The following is an 18,576-nucleotide window of genomic DNA, read 5'->3' on the forward strand; positions in this document are numbered from 1 at the left end:
GAAACTGGCCCATTTTATAGGCGCAAGACGTCGTGTTGTCAATCGTTATTGCAAAGGTTCCGGGTTCACCGTTCTGGGTTCAGGGTCGTATCTTTGAACCATTTAACCCTGAACCTTTGAGCCCTGAACCTCTGAACCCTGAACCTTGACTGAAGATGCCCGAGCTCCCCGAAGTGCAGACCATTGTCAATGACCTCAACGCTGCCGGCCTGCGAGGCCGAACCATCGATTCGGCCCGGGTTTTTTGGGCCCGCACGATTGCCGAGCCATCAGCCAGGGCATTTTGCAGCCGCATCAAAGGCCGGACGATCGCAGCCATCAAACGCCGCGGTAAATTCATTGTGTTTGGTTTTCAAAACGGCGGCCACTTGTTGATGCATTTGCGCATGTCGGGCCGGCTGCATCTGGTGACCCCGGATCAACCCCGCAAAAAGCACGAGCATGTGCTGCTCGATCTTAGCGGTGGGCAACAGCTGCGCTTCCATGATACCCGCAAATTTGGCCGCCTGTATCTGACCGCTGACGCTGCTCAAATTTTGAATCGTCTGGGGCCCGAGCCGCTTTCAAGGGGTTTTACACAAACACAATTGGCCGCGGGTCTCAAGCCGCGCAAGCGTCTGTTAAAACCTTTGTTGCTCGATCAGTCCTTTATCGCCGGACTCGGCAATATCTATGTGGATGAAGCCCTCTGGGAATCAAAGGTTCACCCCTGCCGGAGGGCAGCCTCTTTGTCTGCGACCGAAATTCGAGCACTGTACCGTGCCATACCACGGGTGCTCAAACGGGGCCTTAAAAATCTGGGAACTTCGCTGGGGACCGGTGAAACCAATTTTTATTCGGTGGCCAGGCATCAGGGCCGCAATCGCGACCAACTGAACGTATTTCGGCGCACCGGACAGCCATGCCCGCGCTGCCGAACTGAAATTGAGCGCATTATCGTCGGCCAGCGCAGCACGCATATCTGCCCCTTATGCCAGAGGATTTAAATGCGTCTTGCCAATGTAATATAATTTTAGCCAGTTTCAAGCCAAAAGAGTACAAAAGGTTTCAGTGTTCAGGTGTCAGGTGTCAGCCCTTCTGATTGTCCCTGAAACCTGAGACCTGACACCCGAAACCTGATGTATATTATGGACTGACAAGAGAATTTAGGTGTTAACCTGACATAGATTAACTGATTTTGAAAAAGAGGAACAGAAGATGCCCACCGGCGCCTGTGGTATTAACTGTGATATCTGCAAATTAAATCTGCTGGGGACCTGCTCCAGCTGCGGCCCGGGCACCAGCCCGCAGGCCGAACAAAAGCTGGCCGCTCAACATCGTTTACTGGGCGGCACCTGCGCCATTCTGGCATGTGCGCAATTAAACCGCGTGGACTATTGCCTGCGGGATTGCGCTCAATTTCCCTGTGATAATTTCTCCAAAGGTCCCTACCCATTCAGCCAGGCGTATCTTCAGATGCAGGATCGCCGCCGTCAGCAAATCCCGCCGGCCTTCGCTCCGGATCAATCGCCGGTGGAAGTCCCGTCGCATTTCTGGGATGCGCTGCAATCCAAAGATCTCAACGCCCTTTGCAACTGGACCCTTTTCAGGCCGGCATCAGACCGCCAATTGGTCTTTCAATTCTTGAACGAAGAGGTGCTGGTGGATGTGGCCGAGCGCTGCCTGAAACGCGATAGCGGTGGGAGCTGGATAAATTCGCCAGACCCGTTGCTGGAGCTGGTCACTGTCATTTACCTGAATAACGTCAAACAGCTTATCCCCCTCGGCAGCGACATTGTGGGTGTCAAAGACCTCAAAGAGGCCCATTTTTTCCAGGGGCCCCATGTGCTGCAAACCGACCCCCTGCTGCAGCGCTACGGTCAGGACATCAGCGGTTTTACAGCAGCTGCCCGGTTTCTGGACGGACGTCCGGTGGACATGGCTGATGCGGCTTATGAGCTGTTTCCGTTTCCGCGCGTGCCGCTGTATTTTTTATTCTGGCAAGGCGATGCCGAATTTGATCCCCGCATATCGGTGCTATTTGACCGCTCCATTGAAGCGGTTTTCGCCGCCGATGCCATCTGGGGCATAGTGAACCGAGTTGCCACCGCTCTGTTGCAGGGGCCCGTTGCTGCAAAACCATCACCGGCAGACGAATAATCACGGAAGCTGATGGAGCCCCTGGTTTAAGATAGCCTGCCGTCGCGATAACCACCTTTCTTTTGAACTCCGGTCATATTCTCCTAAAGATTAACCCTAAATTATCTGATACCTATCACAGTTTCTCCTATAGACGGTGCCCAACATGGCACACAATTTCGCGTCAGCTTGTCAACTTCAGTTAGGAGGGGAATTTAATCATGCACAAACAGGCCGGATTTACCTTGCTGGAAATCTTTCTGATCGTCGGTGCGCTGATCATCATTTCAGCCATTGCCGCACCAAGTGTGGTCGCCTGGCGTGATGATGTCAGATTGTCAGCTGCCACCGAACGTTTTGGCGATGATGTGCAAAAAGCCAAGTCGCGGGCCGTGCGTGATGGCAAAACCGTAATTATTGAATTAAATTCAAATACCTATCGTGTTTTTGTCGATACTACCAATAGCAGCGGCGGACCGCCAAACGGCGCCTACGACCCCAATGAGCCGGTCGTCTGCGATCGGCAATTGCCGCGCGGTATCCGAATGAAACTCAACGACACCGCCTCAACTATCGTAGCGCCGTTGCAAGAAGTTGAAGATCTTCCAGTTGAAATTGAAGGCCTTGAAGTTGACACCAATCTGCAGCACGGAAAGTTGCAGCCAGCTGAGCAGAAGGGCCTGGGAACCGGTCAGGGGCTAACATCAGAGCTTAGGGCACCGAATAATGAAAACAGTGAGGATGATGAAAATCAATCCGCAGATTCAGACCTGACAGCCGATAAGCAGGAGCCTGCCTATGACCCGGCGCGTCTGAGTTTTGACTATATCGGCAGATGTTTAAACCCACAAACCATCGTTCTGCAAAATTCCAGAGGCAAAAAGAAGCTGGTAGCGATAAATACGCTTGCCAACGTAAAGGTGATCAAGATTGATTAAGGCTAAAATCATCGACAACGTTAAGGGATTCGGGCTGCCCGAGCTGGTGGCTGCGCTGGGTGTTTTGGCCATTATCCTGGCGGTGGCCGTGCCCAATTTTTTGGACTGGCGCGCCAGCACCGAATTGCGCAGTTTACCGAAGAGCTTAGAGAAGTGGCCTAATTAACCATGTCCACGGCCATAAATGAAGGTAAACTCATGGTCGGTCTACTTATAGAGGACAGCTATCTTCCTTTTTGTCGATCAAAGCGCTGTCAACGACCCGCCGAATTGGTCGCATGATCCCGGCGAGCCCGTCGTATACCAGCGTCAACTGTCCGAAGGCACCCGTCTGGAGTTTATCGATCCGACAACCGGGGCTCCGGCGGAGGCATTTCGGCCCGAGGGCAGAGCCCTTAATGACCGTCTCATTTGGAAAGCCATATTTTCTGACAAGTGGTCCAAAGAGCATAAAGGCGCGGCCGGCGGTTTATTTCCAGCGCATTCCCGACAGGAGAAGATCGACCCTGATGAGAAGCCGCTGGGCTTTCCGATTGAAAATAACGCCACCAGCGTTGAAATGATCGAAAATCAATTTGATAGGCGCCCTATAGAGGCGGTTAAATCGATGTATCGGCAACACAAACAAGAATTGGCCGTCATCGTCAAAGCACACAGGGAAGGAAGCATCCCGGCGCAAGAATTTGAAAATATCAAAACCGAGCTTCGTCTCAATTATATGGACAGTTGCCGAGATATTTGGACCGATGAGCAGTTTGAGCTGCTGTTTGGCAGCGTTGAGAACTAGGTGTGCTGCTGTCTGTGTAGGAAAAAAATATCCTGGATCTTTTTTGTAATGGGACGCCGGCTTTTAGTGCCGACATACTGCCATTCAGTCACATCTCTTTAGGGATATGAACAACAATTTTTTTGGCCTGAATTTAGGCGATTTGTATAACAGCCCTCCCCCGCTCTGCCAGGCGGTCATGCTGCCTTCAGCCGGTGAATCGAAAGGTTATTTACGAGATAAGGCTGAAAACAACAACCCATGCCCTGATTCAGCAGATTTTAGTTTCAGGAAAGGGTTTCTGCCAATACCGTCCCCCTAAAAATGATTTGCATGCATATGATTTTAAGTGGGTAAGAACGTGAAAATCTAAATCGCATTTCTAACACACCGCTTAAGGGGGTCGAATGAAAAAGATCGCATTCGTTTTAATCCTCATCGCCGTGCTTGCCGCGAGCATAGCTTCGGCTAAAAATTACATGTATGCCAAACGCTATGGATTCTGGGAATGGACCGGCCTGGCCATGGACCATACCTATCATTGTGCCAATGACAGTTCAGAAACCGATTGCTGGTCTTGGACCTGAGGGCAGTCAGCTGGTTCCTACATTCCCTACACCTGGGGGTATGGAAATTTTGGTGACGCCAGGTGTACCACCACAAACTGGGGCTGCCGATTTGTCTACCTCGTCCAGGGGGTCTGCCACCAGGAAACCAACCGTGGACTGTATACGTCCGGCAAAACGGTAGAATATGCAGCCGGGTATTGGGCCTCTAAGGCCGCCTTCGGCACCTGAGGTATAATGAGCTCATGGGTGGTTTGCAAGACAGCCTGCTGGCTGTGGTGGTAATTTCTGTGGGCCGCACGGAAAGGATTCGTCTGTTAACAAACCCCCTTCATTTTTTATGTTTGTCAAATTCTAAGGGGACTAGAGGCATCTAAACGAGGATGAGAAATAGTGAAATCCGGCATCCTAAACAATGACATAAAAATTGCTTGGATCTGGCTAAAGGGGTTAAACTGAAGAGTGATATTCGAAGTCAAAACTCAGTGATTCCGGTATAGTTTTCTGGTGTAATTTTCAGCAACTCATCTTTAACGGATTCGGCGATATCCAAAGATTCAATAAATTCAGCAATGGCCTGCTGGTCGATGATTTTATGGGTGCGGGTGAGCGTCTTTAACGCTTCATAAGGCTGGGGATAGCCTTCGCGGCGCAGAATGGTCTGGATGGCTTCGGCCACCACCGCCCAGTTATTTTGCAAATCGGCACGGATAACCGCCGCATTTAAAATCAACTTATTCAAACCGCGCAGCAATGATTTTAGCCCAATAAGGGTGTGGGCCAGCGGAGCGCCGACATTACGGGTAACAGTCGAATCTGTCAAATCCCGCTGGAGTCTGGAAATGGGCAGCTTGGCGGAAAGATGTTCCAAGATCGCATTGGCAACACCCAAATTGCCTTCAGAGTTTTCAAAATCAATGGGATTGACTTTGTGTGGCATGGTCGAAGAACCAACCTCTCCTTTTTTGATCTTCTGCTTGAAATAATCAAAAGAAATATAGGTCCACATATCGCGATTCAAATCGATCAGAATCGTGTTAATGCGCTTAACATTATCGCAAAAGGCCGCCAGATTGTCATAATGATCGATCTGGGTTGTCACCCGGGAACGCTGAAGACCCAGTGTTTTGTTGACCAGCTCGTCGGCAAATGCGATCCAATCCACATCCGGATAGGCCACCTGATGGGCATTAAAGTTGCCGGTGGCGCCGCCGAACTTTGCGGAATACGGGATGTTATCCAACTGATCGATCTGAACCATCAGACGATCGACAAACACGTAAAGCTCTTTTCCGATGGTGGTCGGAGAAGCCGGTTGGCCATGGGTGCGGGCCAACATGGGGATATCGGCCCAATCTCTAGCTTTATTTTCAAGATGTTCACATACCTCAGTGAGCGCCGGCTTGAGCACTGCCAGATAGGCGTCCTTGATGGATAGCGGCAGCGCTGTATTGTTGATGTCCTGAGACGTCAATCCAAAGTGGATAAACTCTTTATAGGCTTCCAGACCCAATTTATCAAATTTATCCTTTAAAAAATATTCGACCGCTTTGACATCATGATTGGTGACTTTTTCGATATCTTTGACGATGGCCGCATCTTCGACCGTAAAATCTTGGTAAATGCTACGCAGGGATTCAAGGGCCTTTTTTCCGATATCTTTGAGCGCAGGCAGCGGCAGACGACACAGTGCAATAAAATACTCGACTTCGATTCGTACCCGATAGTGTATCAAGGCCCCTTCTGAAAAATATGGGGCCAGGGGTGCCGCCGCTCGCCGATAGCGACCGTCAACCGGTGAAATCGCTTCTAAGTTCGATAGATCCATGGGAAGGTTCCTATATTCAGATCATGGGATTTATATAAATGGAGTGAATCGCTGAAGTATAGGCAAATGGCTTAGTGGTGTCAAGCTGCTGGGTATAGCAGGCATTTGAAATGCAACCGTCAATGGTGGGCAAATGGTTTCACGGGGTTTTGGCAGCGTGGGTTTCAGGCGGTCACATCGACGTTCTCTCCCACTCCCGCCGTAGCGATCATTTTCGCCATCTGTTGCTGGCTTTCGACCGCCATCTTAAGCATGGCAAGCTGCATATCAGCGGTTTTCTGCACCTGTTGGGTCATCATTGCCATCGATCCATCTAATGTCACTTGGCCTGCATCCATTATGGGACTCCTTTTTGGGGTTTGTCTCTTACCACACCAACCAGATACATATCGGCCTGATGGCCAAAATCTTTAGATCGCTTTTTTATTTAATTTTTAATATAATACGGTACAGCAGATAATGATTGCAGAAATTTATAACCACGGCGGGAGCGCTAAATGCGGAAAGCGTTGATTGTCGTCATTATTGTCATCGTCGGTTTCGGCGGCTATCTGGGGTGGGACTGGTACGATAAAACCCACAGACGGCAGCTGGAGCCCAGCATAACGCTGTATTACTGGACGGATGCCGATGGAGAAAAGCACATTTCTGACCGACCGCCACCGCAAAACGCAAGAAATGTGTACACCGATAAAGGCTATAAACACATCCGCACGCCGCTGGTTGTGAGCATCAAAAACAAGGTTGTCAGATCTTACCTCAAGATCCGTAAAAAACTGTTCAAATCCAAGAAATCCAAAGAAAAATAAAGAATCACAAACTTAGCCGATCAGGCGTTGAAATTGCGCAATGGGAGAGGAGTTTCCTGTTGGCGGGATAATAAAGTAATGGAATGGTGGAAAAATGGAATGATGCACAAAGGACCACATGAGGCTTCGATTTTAATATCTAAAAAGGGCCATCAAATAACAATTGATCTTAGAAGCCAATCTCAGCATTCCAATTCCACAATTCCAAGACCCCATTCTTTTTTTATGAAGTAAAGGGCGGAAACTTCGTCAGAATTCGATGGACCACATCGTTGACCGTCTGGGTTTCAATGGCCGGATTCCGATCCGGATCCAAGATCGCCCGCGTTTCACCCCACCAGATGACCCGACGGGTTTTGGGATCCACAAACTGCAGGATTAGTTTTCCTTTTTCGACAATCAGATCGGAGTCAAATCCGCGCCACGCGGTGGTGAATATTTTGGACCTGACCCCATAAATTGCGACCAGAAAGTCGGGGTTTTGGGAAGAGCGCTGGACGTTTTTGGCCTGTAAGGTGGTATGGATGGCGGCTTGAATCCGCTCCAGCATCAGATGCTCAATACCGATGGTCGAGGGGATCGGACTCAGGTCATATGTTCGCAGGGTTGAAAAGTTTTTATTTACATTATAATCCCAGGTTACCGTTTGGGGGACCTCAATTGTCGCGGCACAACCACTGAATACAACCACCAATCCCAACAAGAGAAACTTATTGAAAGTGTTCATATCCGACCTCCTTAGTATACTCGAAGATTCAATTCATATGATTCGAATTCGTGCACAATGCAATAAGCGCATTATCGTCTCAAAGATAGAATTTATGCTACCATCATAATCAACAAATGCGCCGGAGTCAATCCTGTTGGATCAGGCGTTATCACTCCATAAAAACACGGTATTGAAATATTCATCTCTCGAACTTACCGTTTGTTAGGGGCGGACATGAAATGAAATAAACGCTCGTCTGGTCCGCCGTAAAATTCAAATGCAATGCGGTCTGAAGGAGGACGGGGCAAAAAATGGAATTGAATCGTGCAGAACGTGATCTGCTGGCGCTTTTAGCCGATGAATGGGATGCGGCCGGACCGCCGGGTTACCTTGAGACAACGATTGTCGCAAAGCGCTTGCAGAAATCCGTCCCTGCAGTAAAAGCCGCCATCCAATCCTTGTTTGAAAAAGGACTGGTAGACACCGACAAAGTGGATATCTTTGCGGCTTATCTGACACCGGAGGGATACGAGTTCACCCGGAAGGGCTGAGTCGATGGCGCAGGCGGGTGAATCGTTGCTGGGTTTTATCGTTGTTGACACCGATGGCCAGCGCCTTGCGGCTGCCAACCATGACCACCAGATGGCGGCCTCGGGTGACGGCCGTGTAGATGAGATTGCGCTGCAGCAGGATATAGTGCTGGGTCAGAACAGGCAGGATGACGACCGGGTATTCCGAACCCTGGGATTTATGGACCGACACCGCATACGCCAGCACCATCTCGTCCAGTTCGTTGAAATTGTAAACCACCGACCGGTTGTCGAAGCAAACCGTCAGCTGACGCTCTTCGGTTTGAATGGCGCTGATACGGCCGATATCGCCGTTAAAGACCTCTTTGTCATAATTGTTGCGGATCTGCATGACTTTATCGTTAACACGGAAAGTGCGGTCTCCGCGCTCAATACCGCTGTTTCCGGGGTTTAATACGGTCTGCAGCCGATGGTTGAGGTTAGTGGCCCCGACCAACCCTTTGTGCATCGGTGTCAACACCTGGATATCGTCGATGGCATCGAAGCCAAAACGCGACGCGATTCGTCTGTGAGCCAGCTCCAGAATAATGTCCAAAACCTTCTCAGGGTCCTCCTGCTCAATAAAGTAAAAATCATTCTGCGGATTGGATATGTCAGATTGGCTGACCACCGGCAGTTCACCGACGTTAATTTTGTGGGCGTTGACGATAATGCGGCTGGCTTTGGCCTGGCGGAATATGTCCGTCAGCTCGATCACCGCAACAGCTCCGGAAGCAATCATATCGTTGAGCACATTGCCGGCGCCCACCGACGGCAGCTGGTTGACATCACCCACAAAAATACAGCTGGCGGTTGCGGGAACCGCCTTTAAAAGGTGGTACATCAACATCGTGTCGATCATCGAGGTTTCATCAACGATGAGCACATCGCACTCGAGGGGATTTTTTTCATTTCGTTGAAATCCCAGTTTATGGATACTGTATTCGAGCAAGCGGTGGATCGTTTTGGCAGCCTCGCCGGTCATTTCACTCATGCGTTTGGCCGCCCTGCCGGTGGGCGCCGCCAGCATGATATTGATCTTCATTTGTGACAGTATTTTAAGAATTGCCTTTACAATGGTGGTTTTACCGGTGCCCGGCCCGCCTGTGAGTATCAGGACTTTGTTTTCAAGGGCATACCGGATGGCCTCTTTTTGCTTTTCGGCCGGCCGAAAGGAAAGTTGTTGCTGGACCCATTCAATGGCCCGCTCTGAATCAACCGCACGCATCGCTTTGGGTGTGGAGAGCAATGCCTTCAGTCGGTTGGCGATGCCAATTTCACATTGATGATATCGGGTCAGATAAACTGCCTTGTTGTTGGCTTTAAAATCTTCAAGCCCTTCATTGATATCTTCAATAATGATCTGCTGATCGGCATTCAGGCTGCCAACGGCCCCGACAATCGGCTCACGCCCGACGCCAAGAATATCTTGACAGCGCTCGATCAGCGGCGCATAGGGATAAAACACATGACCGTCATCGGATAGCTGCTGCAAGGTATAGACAACACCGGCTTCGACTCTGACCCTGGCGTCGTTTGCAAAACCGAGCTCTTTGGCAATCTGGTCGGCTTTTAGAAACCCGATGCCGAAAATGTCGGTCGCGAGGCGATAAGGATTCTGCTTGACCACCGCAACCGAACGATCCCCGTAACGCTTAAAAATTTTAGTTGCATAAACCGCGCTGACGCCATGACTTTGCAAAAAAATCATCACATCGCGGATGTCCTTCTGTGCCTCCCAGGCCTTGGCGATATTGGCAAGGCTTTTCTCACCAATGCCCTTTATTTCAGCCAGGCGCCCGATCTGATTTTCAATAACATCCAGCGTTTTTTCACCAAAGCGCTCCACGATGCGGCCGGCCATCACCGGGCCCATACCCTTGATCAGGCCGGATCCCAGGTATTTTTGAATGCCGTTGGCGGTGGCCGGAACCCTGGTTTTAAACTGGGCCACTTTAAACTGCTTGCCAAATTTGGGATGTACGGTCCACTCGCCCTGCATGTCGAGGATCTCACCGGGCATGGGTGCCATCAAATTCCCGATCACGGTGACCAGATCGCGTTTGCCCTTAACCTGCACCTTGGCAATCGTAAAGCCGTTATCTTCGTTGGTGAAGGTGATCCTTTCTATCTGACCGGATAATTCGGTGGGCATGACGGGTGTCCATTTGCACGAGTTAAATTGGATGGGAGTTCATTCGAAAAAATCGAGTATTCGTTGATGAAATCAAATCCTGCCACTTAGACCCAATCGGGTAGTCGTATTTCCGACTCTGGCGGTGAATCCGGTATAAAGCACTTAATGTCAATGACTGGCGTACCGTCAAAGGCATCGATGTCTTCAATGTGAATGCGCAGCCCTTCAATTGAATTTATTTTACAGCGCGTCAACCCGACCAGATTAGGCCGCAGGGGTGAATGAGTGCCAAAAACGCCGGTCAGGGGATTTTTTTCGTCTTTGCGGGGGTACACCCGCAACGTATTCCGTCGGTCGGCCATATCGTTTTCATGGAACCAGAAAAACACCAGGATATGAGAAAAACCCTCCAGTCCCAGCAGCGCGTCGGCATAAGGCTCAAAGATGTCGATCCATGCCGCCTCCTCCTTTTTATTGAGCCTACCCACGGGAAATATCTGAAAAGTTTGTGGCATCGTATCTCTCCGGATTAATCACTTTGGAGTTCTTTGATGTCTGCATAATAATCCAGCGCCTGCGGATTGCTAAGGGCATCTTTATTGAGCACTTCCTGGCCCTGGATCACTTTTTTTACCGCCAGCTCCACCTTTTTCATATTAAGTGTGTAGGGGACATCCGGCACGCTGATGATTTTAGCAGGCACATGCCGCGGCGATGCATTGACGCGGATGGTCTGGCGGATGTTATCTTTAAGCTCATCTGTCAACTCAACCCCTTCATCCAGCTTAACAAATAAAATCACCCGGACATCATTTTTCCAATCCTGGCCGACCACAACGCTGTCGGCAATTTCCGGCATTTGTTCCAGCTGTCGGTAAATTTCAGCTGTGCCGATGCGAACCCCACCCGGATTCAGCGTGGCATCCGATCTGCCGAGCATCACCACTCCGCCGCGCCGGGTGACGGTTACAAAATCGCCATGGCGCCAGATGTTGGGAAACACATCAAAATAAGCACTATGGTATTTTTTTCCGTCCGGGTCATCCCAGAAATAGATGGGCATCGACGGAAAGGGCTTGCAGCAGACCAGCTCACCCTGCTCATCGATCAGCTCATTGCCCAGCTCATCAAAGGCGCGCACATCCATCGCCAGACCGCGGCACTGAAGCTCGCCGGCATAAACCGGCAGCATGGGGTTGCCAAGGGCGAAACAGCCGTTTAAATCGGTTCCGCCGGAAATGGATGCCAGCTGCAAATCGGCTTTAACTTCCTCATAAATAAACTCAAAACCTTCGATGGACAGCGGGGAACCGGTGGAAAGAACAGCGCGCAACGGTGACAGATCATGGTTCTTGGCGGGTTTGACGCCCGCATTCATCAAGGCGGCAATATAGCCGGCACTGGTCCCAAAGACCGTTATTTTCTCATCCTGGGCCATTTCCCACAGTGCGCCCGGGTGCGGGTGAAACGGATTGCCGTCAAACAACACCAGGGTGGCGCCAACCCCCAGCGCACAGGTCAGCCAATTCCACATCATCCAGCCGCAGGTAGTGAAATAAAAAAGCGTGTCCTCACGCTGCAAATTGGTGTGCAGGATGTGTTCTTTTAACTGATGCACCAGAATGCCGCCGGCACTTTGCACCATACACTTGGGCAAACCGGTGGTTCCGGATGAGTACATGATATACAGGGGATGATCAAAAGGGAGTTGTTCGAATTCGATTTCCAGGTCGGATTCTGATGAGCGGAAATCCTGATAATGAACGGCATTGGCGATGGCGCTGATATCTGCTTTGTCCTCAGTGTAAGGCACAACGACCACTTTCTCAATGGATGGCAGTTCTTTGAGAATATTTGAGATGCGTTCCAGAGAATCCAATTTTTTGCCTTTAAAGGAGTATCCGTTGGCCGTAAACAGCACCCTGGGCTTGATCTGACCAAAGCGATCGAGCACGCCCTTGATGCCAAAATCCGGTGAACACGATGACCAGGTCGCGCCCATGCTTGTGGCTGCCAGCATGGCAACGATGGACTCGGGCATATTGGGCATAAACCCCACTACACGGTCGCCGGGCTGAATCCCCAGCGCTCTCAACGATTTGGCCAGGCGCGCCACTTCGTCGTAAAGCTGGGCGTAGGTCATCCGGATAGACGGCTGGTCTTCGCCTTTGAAGATCAACGCCACCCGATCATCCCGGTAGCGCAGCAGATTCTCGGCAAAATTGAGTTTGGCGCTCGTGAACCACTTGGCACCCGGCATTTTGGCGCTGTCATCGATGACCTCATCATAGGTTTTGGAATGCAGGATGTCGGCAAAATCCCAGAAAGCCGCCCAGAATTCAGAAATGTTCTCAATCGACCAGTCGTAAAGAGACGCATAGTCTTTGAAATTCTGCTTGTAGGTTTCATTTATATAAATCATGAAACGATACATATTGGACTGTTTGATTTGTTCCTCGGTGGGTTGCCACAACAATTTAGCCATAATTGTCCTCCCCTTCACGGTGATCTGAGCTCAAAATCCAGATGGAATATCATTGCGATTGCAAATCTGGTTTCATCATGTCATTTACCGCCATTGTTATCCATTAGTCAAGAAAATGCCTTCAATTACCGAATCTTCAAAGGCTTTAATGCTTGAAGGTACGCTCAATTTTAGATATCAGTATTCCACATTGGATGAGCGGTCACTGATTTGAAGTTGTTGACAGCCGTGCAAAATGAGGAGCAAAGGAGAACTCTAATGCCGATGATCGAATTGCGGTCAGATACGATGACCCAGCCAACAGCGACAATGCGACAGGCAATGGCCGAAGCAGAGGTGGGCGATGATGTTTTTGGTGAAGATCCGACCGTAAACCGCCTGGAAGACATTGCCGCAGATCGATTGGGAAAGGAAGCTGCCTTATATGTCACCAGCGGCACGATGGCCAATTTGGTCAGCGAACTGGCCCACTGCGGCCGTGGTGACGAGATCATTCTGGGCAGTCACGCCCACACTTTTTTTTACGAGCAGGGCGGATCCGCGGCGGTGGGTAGTTTACACCCCCGAACGGTTCCCAATCAACCGGACGGCAAAATGGCACTCGACGAAATCGAAGCCGCCATCCGCGGCGATAACGTCCATTTTCCCCGTAGCCGGCTTATCCTGCTAGAAAATACACACAATATCTGCAATGGCTGCCCGCTTGAAATCGAGTATATGCAGGCGGTCGGCGATATTGCCCGACGACATCAATTAAAAATCCATGTCGATGGGGCTCGATTTTTCAATGCCGCCGTTGCGCTGGGCGTTGACCCCGGGGAATTGGCCGCTGAAGCCGATTCGGTCTCCTTCTGCTTGAGTAAGGGCCTGGCGGCACCTGTGGGATCGATGGTTTGCGGATCTCAGGAATTTATCAATGAAGCGCGTCGGGTGCGTAAGCTGCTCGGTGGTGGTATGCGTCAGGCCGGCGTACTGGCGGCTGCCGGCATTGTGGCCCTCAATGAAATGGTGGATAGGTTGGCGGATGACCACGCCAATGCCAAAAAACTGGCCGTGGGTCTTGCCCAGATACCAGGCCTGTCCATTGATCCGGATCAAATACGAACGAATATCGTCTTTTTTGAGTTACCCGGTAAACCGATGACCGCGCAACAATTTACGCAGCAAATCAATGCCGCCGGTGTTCGAATGCTGCCGGTCGGACCTCAAAGGGTCAGAGCCGTTACACATTATCAGGTCTCATCCGATGATATCGACCGGGCGATAGACGTTGTCTCTAAGGTAATGGAATAGGATCCGGCATACGGCTCAGGGCTCATGGCACACGGCCGATGACCTAATGGAAGTAAACTGGGTCCGAAACTTATTAAACGATTTAGTTATGCCCATAATGAGAAGTTTGTTAGACGAAAAAAAGGAAGTAAACTGGGTTCGAAACCTTTAGATTTTGTTCGCTGGCAAGGCGCAATTAGGTTCAAAAGTGGAGCGTACACGTTAGTACGCGAGCATTTTGAACCTAATTGTAACACCGCCAGCGGGCAAAAGATGTGGGTTTGGAACCCAGTTTTAATGTTTGAAGCTGCGTTGGCCCGTATACACCATCGTCGCATCGGCCTCGTTGCAGGCTTCGATGGACTGATAATCGTTGCCGGAGCCCCCGGGTTGGATGACCGCCGTAATGCCTTCACGCAGGCCCACATCAACTCCATCTCGAAACGGAAAGAAAGCATCGCTGACCATGGCAGCCCCAGTCAGCCCGCCTTTCTCAGATGCCACCTGGGCATCAATGGCTGATTTTTTATCCGCATCGGTCAATTCATTGTAAGGCAGACCGTGGGATTCAAAACAATACCGATCGGCCAGTTTACGATAGGCTTTATCTCTGGCAATCTCAGCCACCCCTACCCGATCCTGCTCGCCGGTACCGATGCCCACTGTGACCTCATCTTTGACGTAGATAACCGAATTAGACGTAATCCCGGATTCCACCAACCAGCCAAAAAGCAGATCATCATATTCTTTATCGGTGGGTTCCCGATTGATCTTGTAATGCTGACCTTTGTACTCACATTCGGCCAGCTTAAGATCATTCTGTGAACGGGTGGTCGGCACAAACGACCACTGGGCAATGATACCGCCGTCGATCAGACTTTTAAATTCAACACATCTTTGCCCCACAAACGATTGCAGCCTTTCAATGTTTCCGATTTTAACCACGCGCAGATTGGGTTTCTGGGCAAAGATATCCATCACACCCTGCTCAAAATCGGGCGCGACCACCACTTCGGCATACTGTTGGGTGATGGCCTCAGCAGTGGCTTTATCGACCGGTTGATTAACGGCAATACAGCCGCCGAAAGCGGCCACCCGGTCGGCCATATTGGCTTTGACATAGGCATCGACCAATGTGTCGGCTCGGGCCACTCCACAAGGGTTATTGTGTTTGACGATAACCACGCTGGGTTTGTCCACAAAATAACGCAAAATGTTTAGCGAATTGTCGGCATCGGTCAGATTGGTCTTGCCCGGGTGCTTGCCGGACTGCAGCAGCTCAATGTCAGATGCCAGAAACTGCCCCGGCTGAAGGGTTTCGGTTTCACCGAGCACCAGGTTGCCGTTGACCAGTTTATACAAAGCGGCTTCCTGGCCGGGATTCTCACCATAGCGCAGGCCTTTTTGAACGTCATCGACAACCCAGACCACTTTCTCATAAAAAAGCGTCTGACGTTTGTCGGCATCCACAAAACTGATTTCCATCTGGGGCGGAAAATGGTCATCCATCACGGTGCGATACATCTTTTTAAGGTCTTCAACCATGATATTACTCCTTATTTTTAATTTGATAACAGGTAGTTACATCATCGATCGGTTTTGAAACCAAAAAATCGGCAATGGTACGATCATAAACGGCGGTGTGGTCAAATGCTTTGCGGGCCAGCTGGAAACGTAGATCCAGAGTTGTGGCGCCCTGGTTTTCGTTAAGCACCGTCAGGATCTTTTCGTAATCAGCCGGATCAACGACAGATGCCACCCGGATGTAGTTTTTGGCAGAGGCCCGAATCATGCAAGGCCCACCAATATCGATATTGCCTCTGGCCTGCTCCACAGTGACATCGGGTTGGGATATGGTCTGTTTGAAAGGATACAAATTGACCACGACCATATCGATGGACACACTGCTCGTGCGACTCAGGTCGGCCTGGTGGGCATCATTGTAAGTCTCTGTAAGCAGCCCCAGGTATATTTTAAAATCCAAAGTCTTGACCAACCCGCCTTGGGTCTCGGGCTGCCCGGTATAATCTGAAACCTGCATCAGGCGGCCGGAAACGGCATCTCCCAGAATTTCACGGATGCGACCATAGGTCCCTCCTGTTGAGAAAATCTGAATTTGGGGATTGATCTCAACCAGGCGCGGAATAAACTGCTCAAGCCCGCTTTTGTCGGAGACACTGACCAGCACATTATGCACCTTAACAACATCATCTACCCTTTCTACGACATTAATGCTCATAGTGGTTACCTCTTTCCTTCATATTCTGCTAAAAAGCGGTTAAAAAAACCTTCCATGTAGGCATGGCGCGAGCGGGCCAATTGTCGGCCTGTTGCAGTCAGCATTTGCGCTTTGATTTTACAGAGTTTGACTTTAAATTCGCGATATCCGGTGTCATCAATTGAGTACGGTTCTGTTTTTTCAGCATCAACGTCAGGATTGTGCAGTCGCGCTCCCAGTTCGCCGGCAAAGAGAAATGCCCGGGCCACCCCAACCGCACCAATGGCATCCAATTTGTCGGCATCAAACAACACCTTGGCTTCGATGGTGGCGGGTTGCCGATCACTGCGAAAGCGGTGGGTGCGAATACAATGGATGATATTTTGCTGTTGGGGCTTTGAGAGCGGAAGCGATTCGACAATCGGCTTGGCCATTTGGGCGCCTTTGACAGCGTGACAGATACCGCCGTTGGCGGCATCCTGCTCAGATCGCCCGATATCGTGCAGGTAAGCCGCCGCCTTTAATACATCCATGTCTGTATTTTCTGCAGGACCCAGCTTTTCACATAATCGATATACCCTGAGGGTATGATCCCAGCCATGACTGCCGGCAGCGCTGTGAAAACACTTATGGGCAAAATCCTTCATCTGCTCAAGTGCCCGCTGCATAACACTGCGGTCAGTTACAGGGGCGTCTGATGATGGCTTACCGTCAGTTCTAGTATTTTTACCCTTTTTTTGATGTAACATCCTAGTCTAATTCTAGTATAGAACCAACGCGTCTGGGACAGCAATCGCTATGGATCGCTTTAGTTGATATTTAGAATGCGTAGGCGTATCGCCCTCGTACGCTCAAGATGCCGTAATTACATTGTATTTTACCTGGATAAGTGGGCGCGGCAAGGTGGAACGATGACCGATTACCGTGGCTATCTGCCCGGGACAGACGGCGTATGGGATCACAGGTAATCCATTTCAGGTATCAGGACCATATACCAATTTGGATTCATCTTGCAAGAGGTTAGGGATTTATTTTTGTAATTTATTTTACAAACCGGAGTCTCGGATCAACAGAAAATTGTAGAAATACATACAATGCTATCTGAAATAAAATGGGCTGAATATTTTGGTAAACTTTTTGTTTCAACTGACCGATGAAACAATTGCAGCCCTATTGGCTTCACATTTCACTGGAAGACAACAGACCGTGCAGGAAAAAAATTACATTCCCATCCGAAACTCACAGATTAATTACTATAAGGACATCGCGCTCTATTATGTTCAAGACGGTTCTTTTGTCTTGTACAAGCCACCGGGCAAATCGTTGACGGAATGTCGGCTGTCAGAAGAACGGCATCCGTCCGAACTGTATATTCATCAGAAAGATCGATTGACTGCCATAAAAGTGCTGCAAACCGGTTTTAACCAGCACATTTTTACAAGTATTCAAACAGGAAATGTGGTGGCCGTGAAATCAACCCTTTGCGACCTGGTTGAAGAGACCCTCAAAGAGCCGCGCAGCGGAACGCTAAAGGCATTGCCCGAAACGGTGGATATGCTGGTCAGCGGGTACTCCAAAAATCCAGAGGTGGTCAAAACCATCGCTTCGATTTCATTTAAAGACTACAGCACGGTAATTCATTCGGTAAATGTGATGGCATTGACGCTGGGTTTTTGCTTTTACTCGAAAAGATCATTACAGGAAACCAAACGCCTGGGTTTAAGCGCCTTATTGCATGATGTGGGTAAAACCGAGATTCCGGACAATATCCTGAGAGCGCCCCGCAGATTAACCGGCAAAGAATTCAAGGTCATGAAGCGGCATCCCAAACTGGGAGAATTTATCATTAAATTCAAAAGCGGCATTGACGGCGACATCGCCAAGGGCGCCCTCGAACACCACGAAAAACTGGATGGCAGCGGCTACCCGCTGGGAACGCAGCGCATCTCATTTGTCGGTCAATTGCTGGGCATCATCGACTGCTACGAAGCGTTAACCAACGAGGACCGACCCTACCGCAGAGCCAAAAGCCCGCTGGACGCCCTTAAGGTCATCAAAAACGACGTCGAAGCCGGAAAATTTGATCGCATCATTTTTGAAAAATTTTGCTATAGCCTTATTTGAGTTTGTACCCCCATATCTTGCTTTTCATTTCATGCTT

Annotated in this window: 19 protein-coding genes; 10 read left to right on the forward strand and 9 right to left on the reverse strand. The window is 49.9% G+C overall.

The annotated features are described in order from the left end of the window. Window positions 1-155 precede the first annotated feature (155 nt). The 6 genes from mutM to QNJ26_00325 all read left to right on the forward strand — a co-directional run bounded on the left by mutM (window position 156) and on the right by QNJ26_00325 (window position 4,409). A complete protein-coding gene (mutM, locus tag QNJ26_00300; protein MDJ0983950.1) occupies window positions 156-986 on the forward strand; it encodes a bifunctional DNA-formamidopyrimidine glycosylase/DNA-(apurinic or apyrimidinic site) lyase in 831 nt (276 codons plus the stop codon). A gap of 211 nt (window positions 987-1,197) precedes the next feature. Beyond that, the gene (locus tag QNJ26_00305) at window positions 1,198-2,139 is read left to right on the forward strand and encodes a DUF3786 domain-containing protein (protein ID MDJ0983951.1); all 942 of its coding nucleotides are present in this window, start codon (window positions 1,198-1,200) and stop codon (window positions 2,137-2,139) included. A 200-nt stretch (window positions 2,140-2,339) separates the two neighbouring features. Continuing rightward, window positions 2,340-3,056: a hypothetical protein gene (locus tag QNJ26_00310; protein MDJ0983952.1), complete on the forward strand. Its 717-nt coding sequence runs from the start codon at window positions 2,340-2,342 to the stop codon at window positions 3,054-3,056. Continuing rightward, window positions 3,049-3,222 (forward strand): prepilin-type N-terminal cleavage/methylation domain-containing protein, encoded by a 174-nt coding sequence (locus QNJ26_00315; GenBank protein ID MDJ0983953.1) that lies wholly within the window; start codon window positions 3,049-3,051, stop codon window positions 3,220-3,222. The genes QNJ26_00310 and QNJ26_00315 overlap by 8 nt, the downstream gene beginning before the upstream one ends. 441 nt (window positions 3,223-3,663) lie before the next feature. Then, window positions 3,664-3,843, forward strand: coding sequence for a hypothetical protein (locus QNJ26_00320; protein MDJ0983954.1), 180 nt, complete (start codon window positions 3,664-3,666; stop codon window positions 3,841-3,843). Window positions 3,844-4,229: 386 nt separating this feature from the next. Continuing rightward, complete coding sequence (locus QNJ26_00325; protein ID MDJ0983955.1) at window positions 4,230-4,409, forward strand: hypothetical protein; 180 nt, start codon at window positions 4,230-4,232, stop codon at window positions 4,407-4,409. 454 nt (window positions 4,410-4,863) lie between these two features. On the opposite strand, the gene purB is transcribed toward QNJ26_00325, so the two are convergent. Then, window positions 4,864-6,216, reverse strand: a complete 1,353-nt coding sequence (purB, locus tag QNJ26_00330; GenBank protein MDJ0983956.1) for an adenylosuccinate lyase — start codon at window positions 6,214-6,216, stop codon at window positions 4,864-4,866. 164 nt (window positions 6,217-6,380) lie between these two features. Further along, window positions 6,381-6,554: a hypothetical protein gene (locus QNJ26_00335; protein MDJ0983957.1), complete on the reverse strand. Its 174-nt coding sequence runs from the start codon at window positions 6,552-6,554 to the stop codon at window positions 6,381-6,383. 159 nt (window positions 6,555-6,713) lie between these two features. On the opposite strand from QNJ26_00335, the gene QNJ26_00340 reads away from it, so the two are divergent. Beyond that, the gene (locus QNJ26_00340; protein MDJ0983958.1) at window positions 6,714-7,025 is read left to right on the forward strand and encodes a DUF4124 domain-containing protein; all 312 of its coding nucleotides are present in this window, start codon (window positions 6,714-6,716) and stop codon (window positions 7,023-7,025) included. Between the two features lie 223 nt (window positions 7,026-7,248). On the opposite strand, the gene QNJ26_00345 is transcribed toward QNJ26_00340, so the two are convergent. Further along, complete coding sequence (locus tag QNJ26_00345) at window positions 7,249-7,752, reverse strand: DUF4136 domain-containing protein (GenBank protein MDJ0983959.1); 504 nt, start codon at window positions 7,750-7,752, stop codon at window positions 7,249-7,251. 293 nt (window positions 7,753-8,045) lie between these two features. On the opposite strand from QNJ26_00345, the gene QNJ26_00350 reads away from it, so the two are divergent. Further along, window positions 8,046-8,285 carry a hypothetical protein gene (locus tag QNJ26_00350; protein MDJ0983960.1) on the forward strand — a complete coding sequence of 80 codons (240 nt, stop codon included), beginning with the start codon at window positions 8,046-8,048 and terminating at the stop codon, window positions 8,283-8,285. Here QNJ26_00350 and QNJ26_00355 read toward each other — a convergent pair. The 3 genes from QNJ26_00355 to QNJ26_00365 form a co-directional block, all read right to left on the reverse strand. Further along, window positions 8,269-10,458 (reverse strand): ATP-dependent RecD-like DNA helicase, encoded by a 2,190-nt coding sequence (locus tag QNJ26_00355; protein ID MDJ0983961.1) that lies wholly within the window; start codon window positions 10,456-10,458, stop codon window positions 8,269-8,271. The genes QNJ26_00350 and QNJ26_00355 overlap by 17 nt on opposite strands. A gap of 86 nt (window positions 10,459-10,544) precedes the next feature. Beyond that, window positions 10,545-10,955, reverse strand: coding sequence for a tRNA (N6-threonylcarbamoyladenosine(37)-N6)-methyltransferase TrmO (tsaA, locus tag QNJ26_00360; GenBank protein ID MDJ0983962.1), 411 nt, complete (start codon window positions 10,953-10,955; stop codon window positions 10,545-10,547). A 14-nt stretch (window positions 10,956-10,969) separates the two neighbouring features. Next, entirely contained in the window at window positions 10,970-12,925 is a 1,956-nt protein-coding gene (locus tag QNJ26_00365; protein ID MDJ0983963.1) for an acetoacetate--CoA ligase, read from the reverse strand. Between the two features lie 258 nt (window positions 12,926-13,183). Here QNJ26_00365 and ltaE point away from each other — a divergent pair, with 258 nt between their 5' ends. Then, on the forward strand, window positions 13,184-14,218 hold the full coding sequence (gene ltaE, locus QNJ26_00370; protein MDJ0983964.1) for a low-specificity L-threonine aldolase: 1,035 nt from the start codon (window positions 13,184-13,186) through the stop codon (window positions 14,216-14,218). Window positions 14,219-14,491: 273 nt separating this feature from the next. Here ltaE and QNJ26_00375 read toward each other — a convergent pair whose 3' ends face one another. The 3 genes from QNJ26_00375 to QNJ26_00385 are packed head-to-tail and all read right to left on the reverse strand — an operon-like array spanning window position 14,492 to window position 17,083. After that, window positions 14,492-15,742 carry an IMP cyclohydrolase gene (locus tag QNJ26_00375; GenBank protein MDJ0983965.1) on the reverse strand — a complete coding sequence of 417 codons (1,251 nt, stop codon included), beginning with the start codon at window positions 15,740-15,742 and terminating at the stop codon, window positions 14,492-14,494. Between the two features lie 4 nt (window positions 15,743-15,746). Next, complete coding sequence (locus tag QNJ26_00380; protein ID MDJ0983966.1) at window positions 15,747-16,436, reverse strand: hypothetical protein; 690 nt, start codon at window positions 16,434-16,436, stop codon at window positions 15,747-15,749. Between the two features lie 5 nt (window positions 16,437-16,441). Further along, window positions 16,442-17,083: an HD domain-containing protein gene (locus tag QNJ26_00385; GenBank protein MDJ0983967.1), complete on the reverse strand. Its 642-nt coding sequence runs from the start codon at window positions 17,081-17,083 to the stop codon at window positions 16,442-16,444. 538 nt (window positions 17,084-17,621) lie between these two features. Here QNJ26_00385 and QNJ26_00390 point away from each other — a divergent pair. Further along, on the forward strand, window positions 17,622-18,539 hold the full coding sequence (locus tag QNJ26_00390; GenBank protein MDJ0983968.1) for an HD domain-containing protein: 918 nt from the start codon (window positions 17,622-17,624) through the stop codon (window positions 18,537-18,539). Window positions 18,540-18,576 lie beyond the last annotated feature (37 nt).

It is taken from the genome of Desulfobacterales bacterium, assembly GCA_030066985.1.
In the GTDB taxonomy this organism is placed as follows: domain Bacteria; phylum Desulfobacterota; class Desulfobacteria; order Desulfobacterales; family JAHEIW01; genus JAHEIW01.

Bases quoted from the DNA above. Each gene is read 5' to 3' on its own strand.
- purB (MDJ0983956.1), bottom strand. From the start codon at position 6,216: ATGGATCTATCGAACTTAGAAGCGATTTCACCGGTTGACGGTCGCTAT.
- QNJ26_00340 (MDJ0983958.1), top strand. From the start codon at position 6,714: ATGCGGAAAGCGTTGATTGTCGTCATTATTGTCATCGTCGGTTTCGGC.
- QNJ26_00375 (MDJ0983965.1), bottom strand. From the start codon at position 15,742: ATGGTTGAAGACCTTAAAAAGATGTATCGCACCGTGATGGATGACCAT.
- QNJ26_00320 (MDJ0983954.1), top strand. From the start codon at position 3,664: ATGTATCGGCAACACAAACAAGAATTGGCCGTCATCGTCAAAGCACAC.
- QNJ26_00325 (MDJ0983955.1), top strand. From the start codon at position 4,230: ATGAAAAAGATCGCATTCGTTTTAATCCTCATCGCCGTGCTTGCCGCG.
- QNJ26_00350 (MDJ0983960.1), top strand. From the start codon at position 8,046: ATGGAATTGAATCGTGCAGAACGTGATCTGCTGGCGCTTTTAGCCGAT.
- QNJ26_00355 (MDJ0983961.1), bottom strand. From the start codon at position 10,458: ATGCCCACCGAATTATCCGGTCAGATAGAAAGGATCACCTTCACCAAC.
- QNJ26_00380 (MDJ0983966.1), bottom strand. From the start codon at position 16,436: ATGAGCATTAATGTCGTAGAAAGGGTAGATGATGTTGTTAAGGTGCAT.
- QNJ26_00310 (MDJ0983952.1), top strand. From the start codon at position 2,340: ATGCACAAACAGGCCGGATTTACCTTGCTGGAAATCTTTCTGATCGTC.
- QNJ26_00305 (MDJ0983951.1), top strand. From the start codon at position 1,198: ATGCCCACCGGCGCCTGTGGTATTAACTGTGATATCTGCAAATTAAAT.
- tsaA (MDJ0983962.1), bottom strand. From the start codon at position 10,955: ATGCCACAAACTTTTCAGATATTTCCCGTGGGTAGGCTCAATAAAAAG.
- mutM (MDJ0983950.1), top strand. From the start codon at position 156: ATGCCCGAGCTCCCCGAAGTGCAGACCATTGTCAATGACCTCAACGCT.
- QNJ26_00335 (MDJ0983957.1), bottom strand. From the start codon at position 6,554: ATGGATGCAGGCCAAGTGACATTAGATGGATCGATGGCAATGATGACC.
- ltaE (MDJ0983964.1), top strand. From the start codon at position 13,184: ATGCCGATGATCGAATTGCGGTCAGATACGATGACCCAGCCAACAGCG.
- QNJ26_00385 (MDJ0983967.1), bottom strand. From the start codon at position 17,083: ATGCAGCGGGCACTTGAGCAGATGAAGGATTTTGCCCATAAGTGTTTT.
- QNJ26_00345 (MDJ0983959.1), bottom strand. From the start codon at position 7,752: ATGAACACTTTCAATAAGTTTCTCTTGTTGGGATTGGTGGTTGTATTC.
- QNJ26_00365 (MDJ0983963.1), bottom strand. From the start codon at position 12,925: ATGGCTAAATTGTTGTGGCAACCCACCGAGGAACAAATCAAACAGTCC.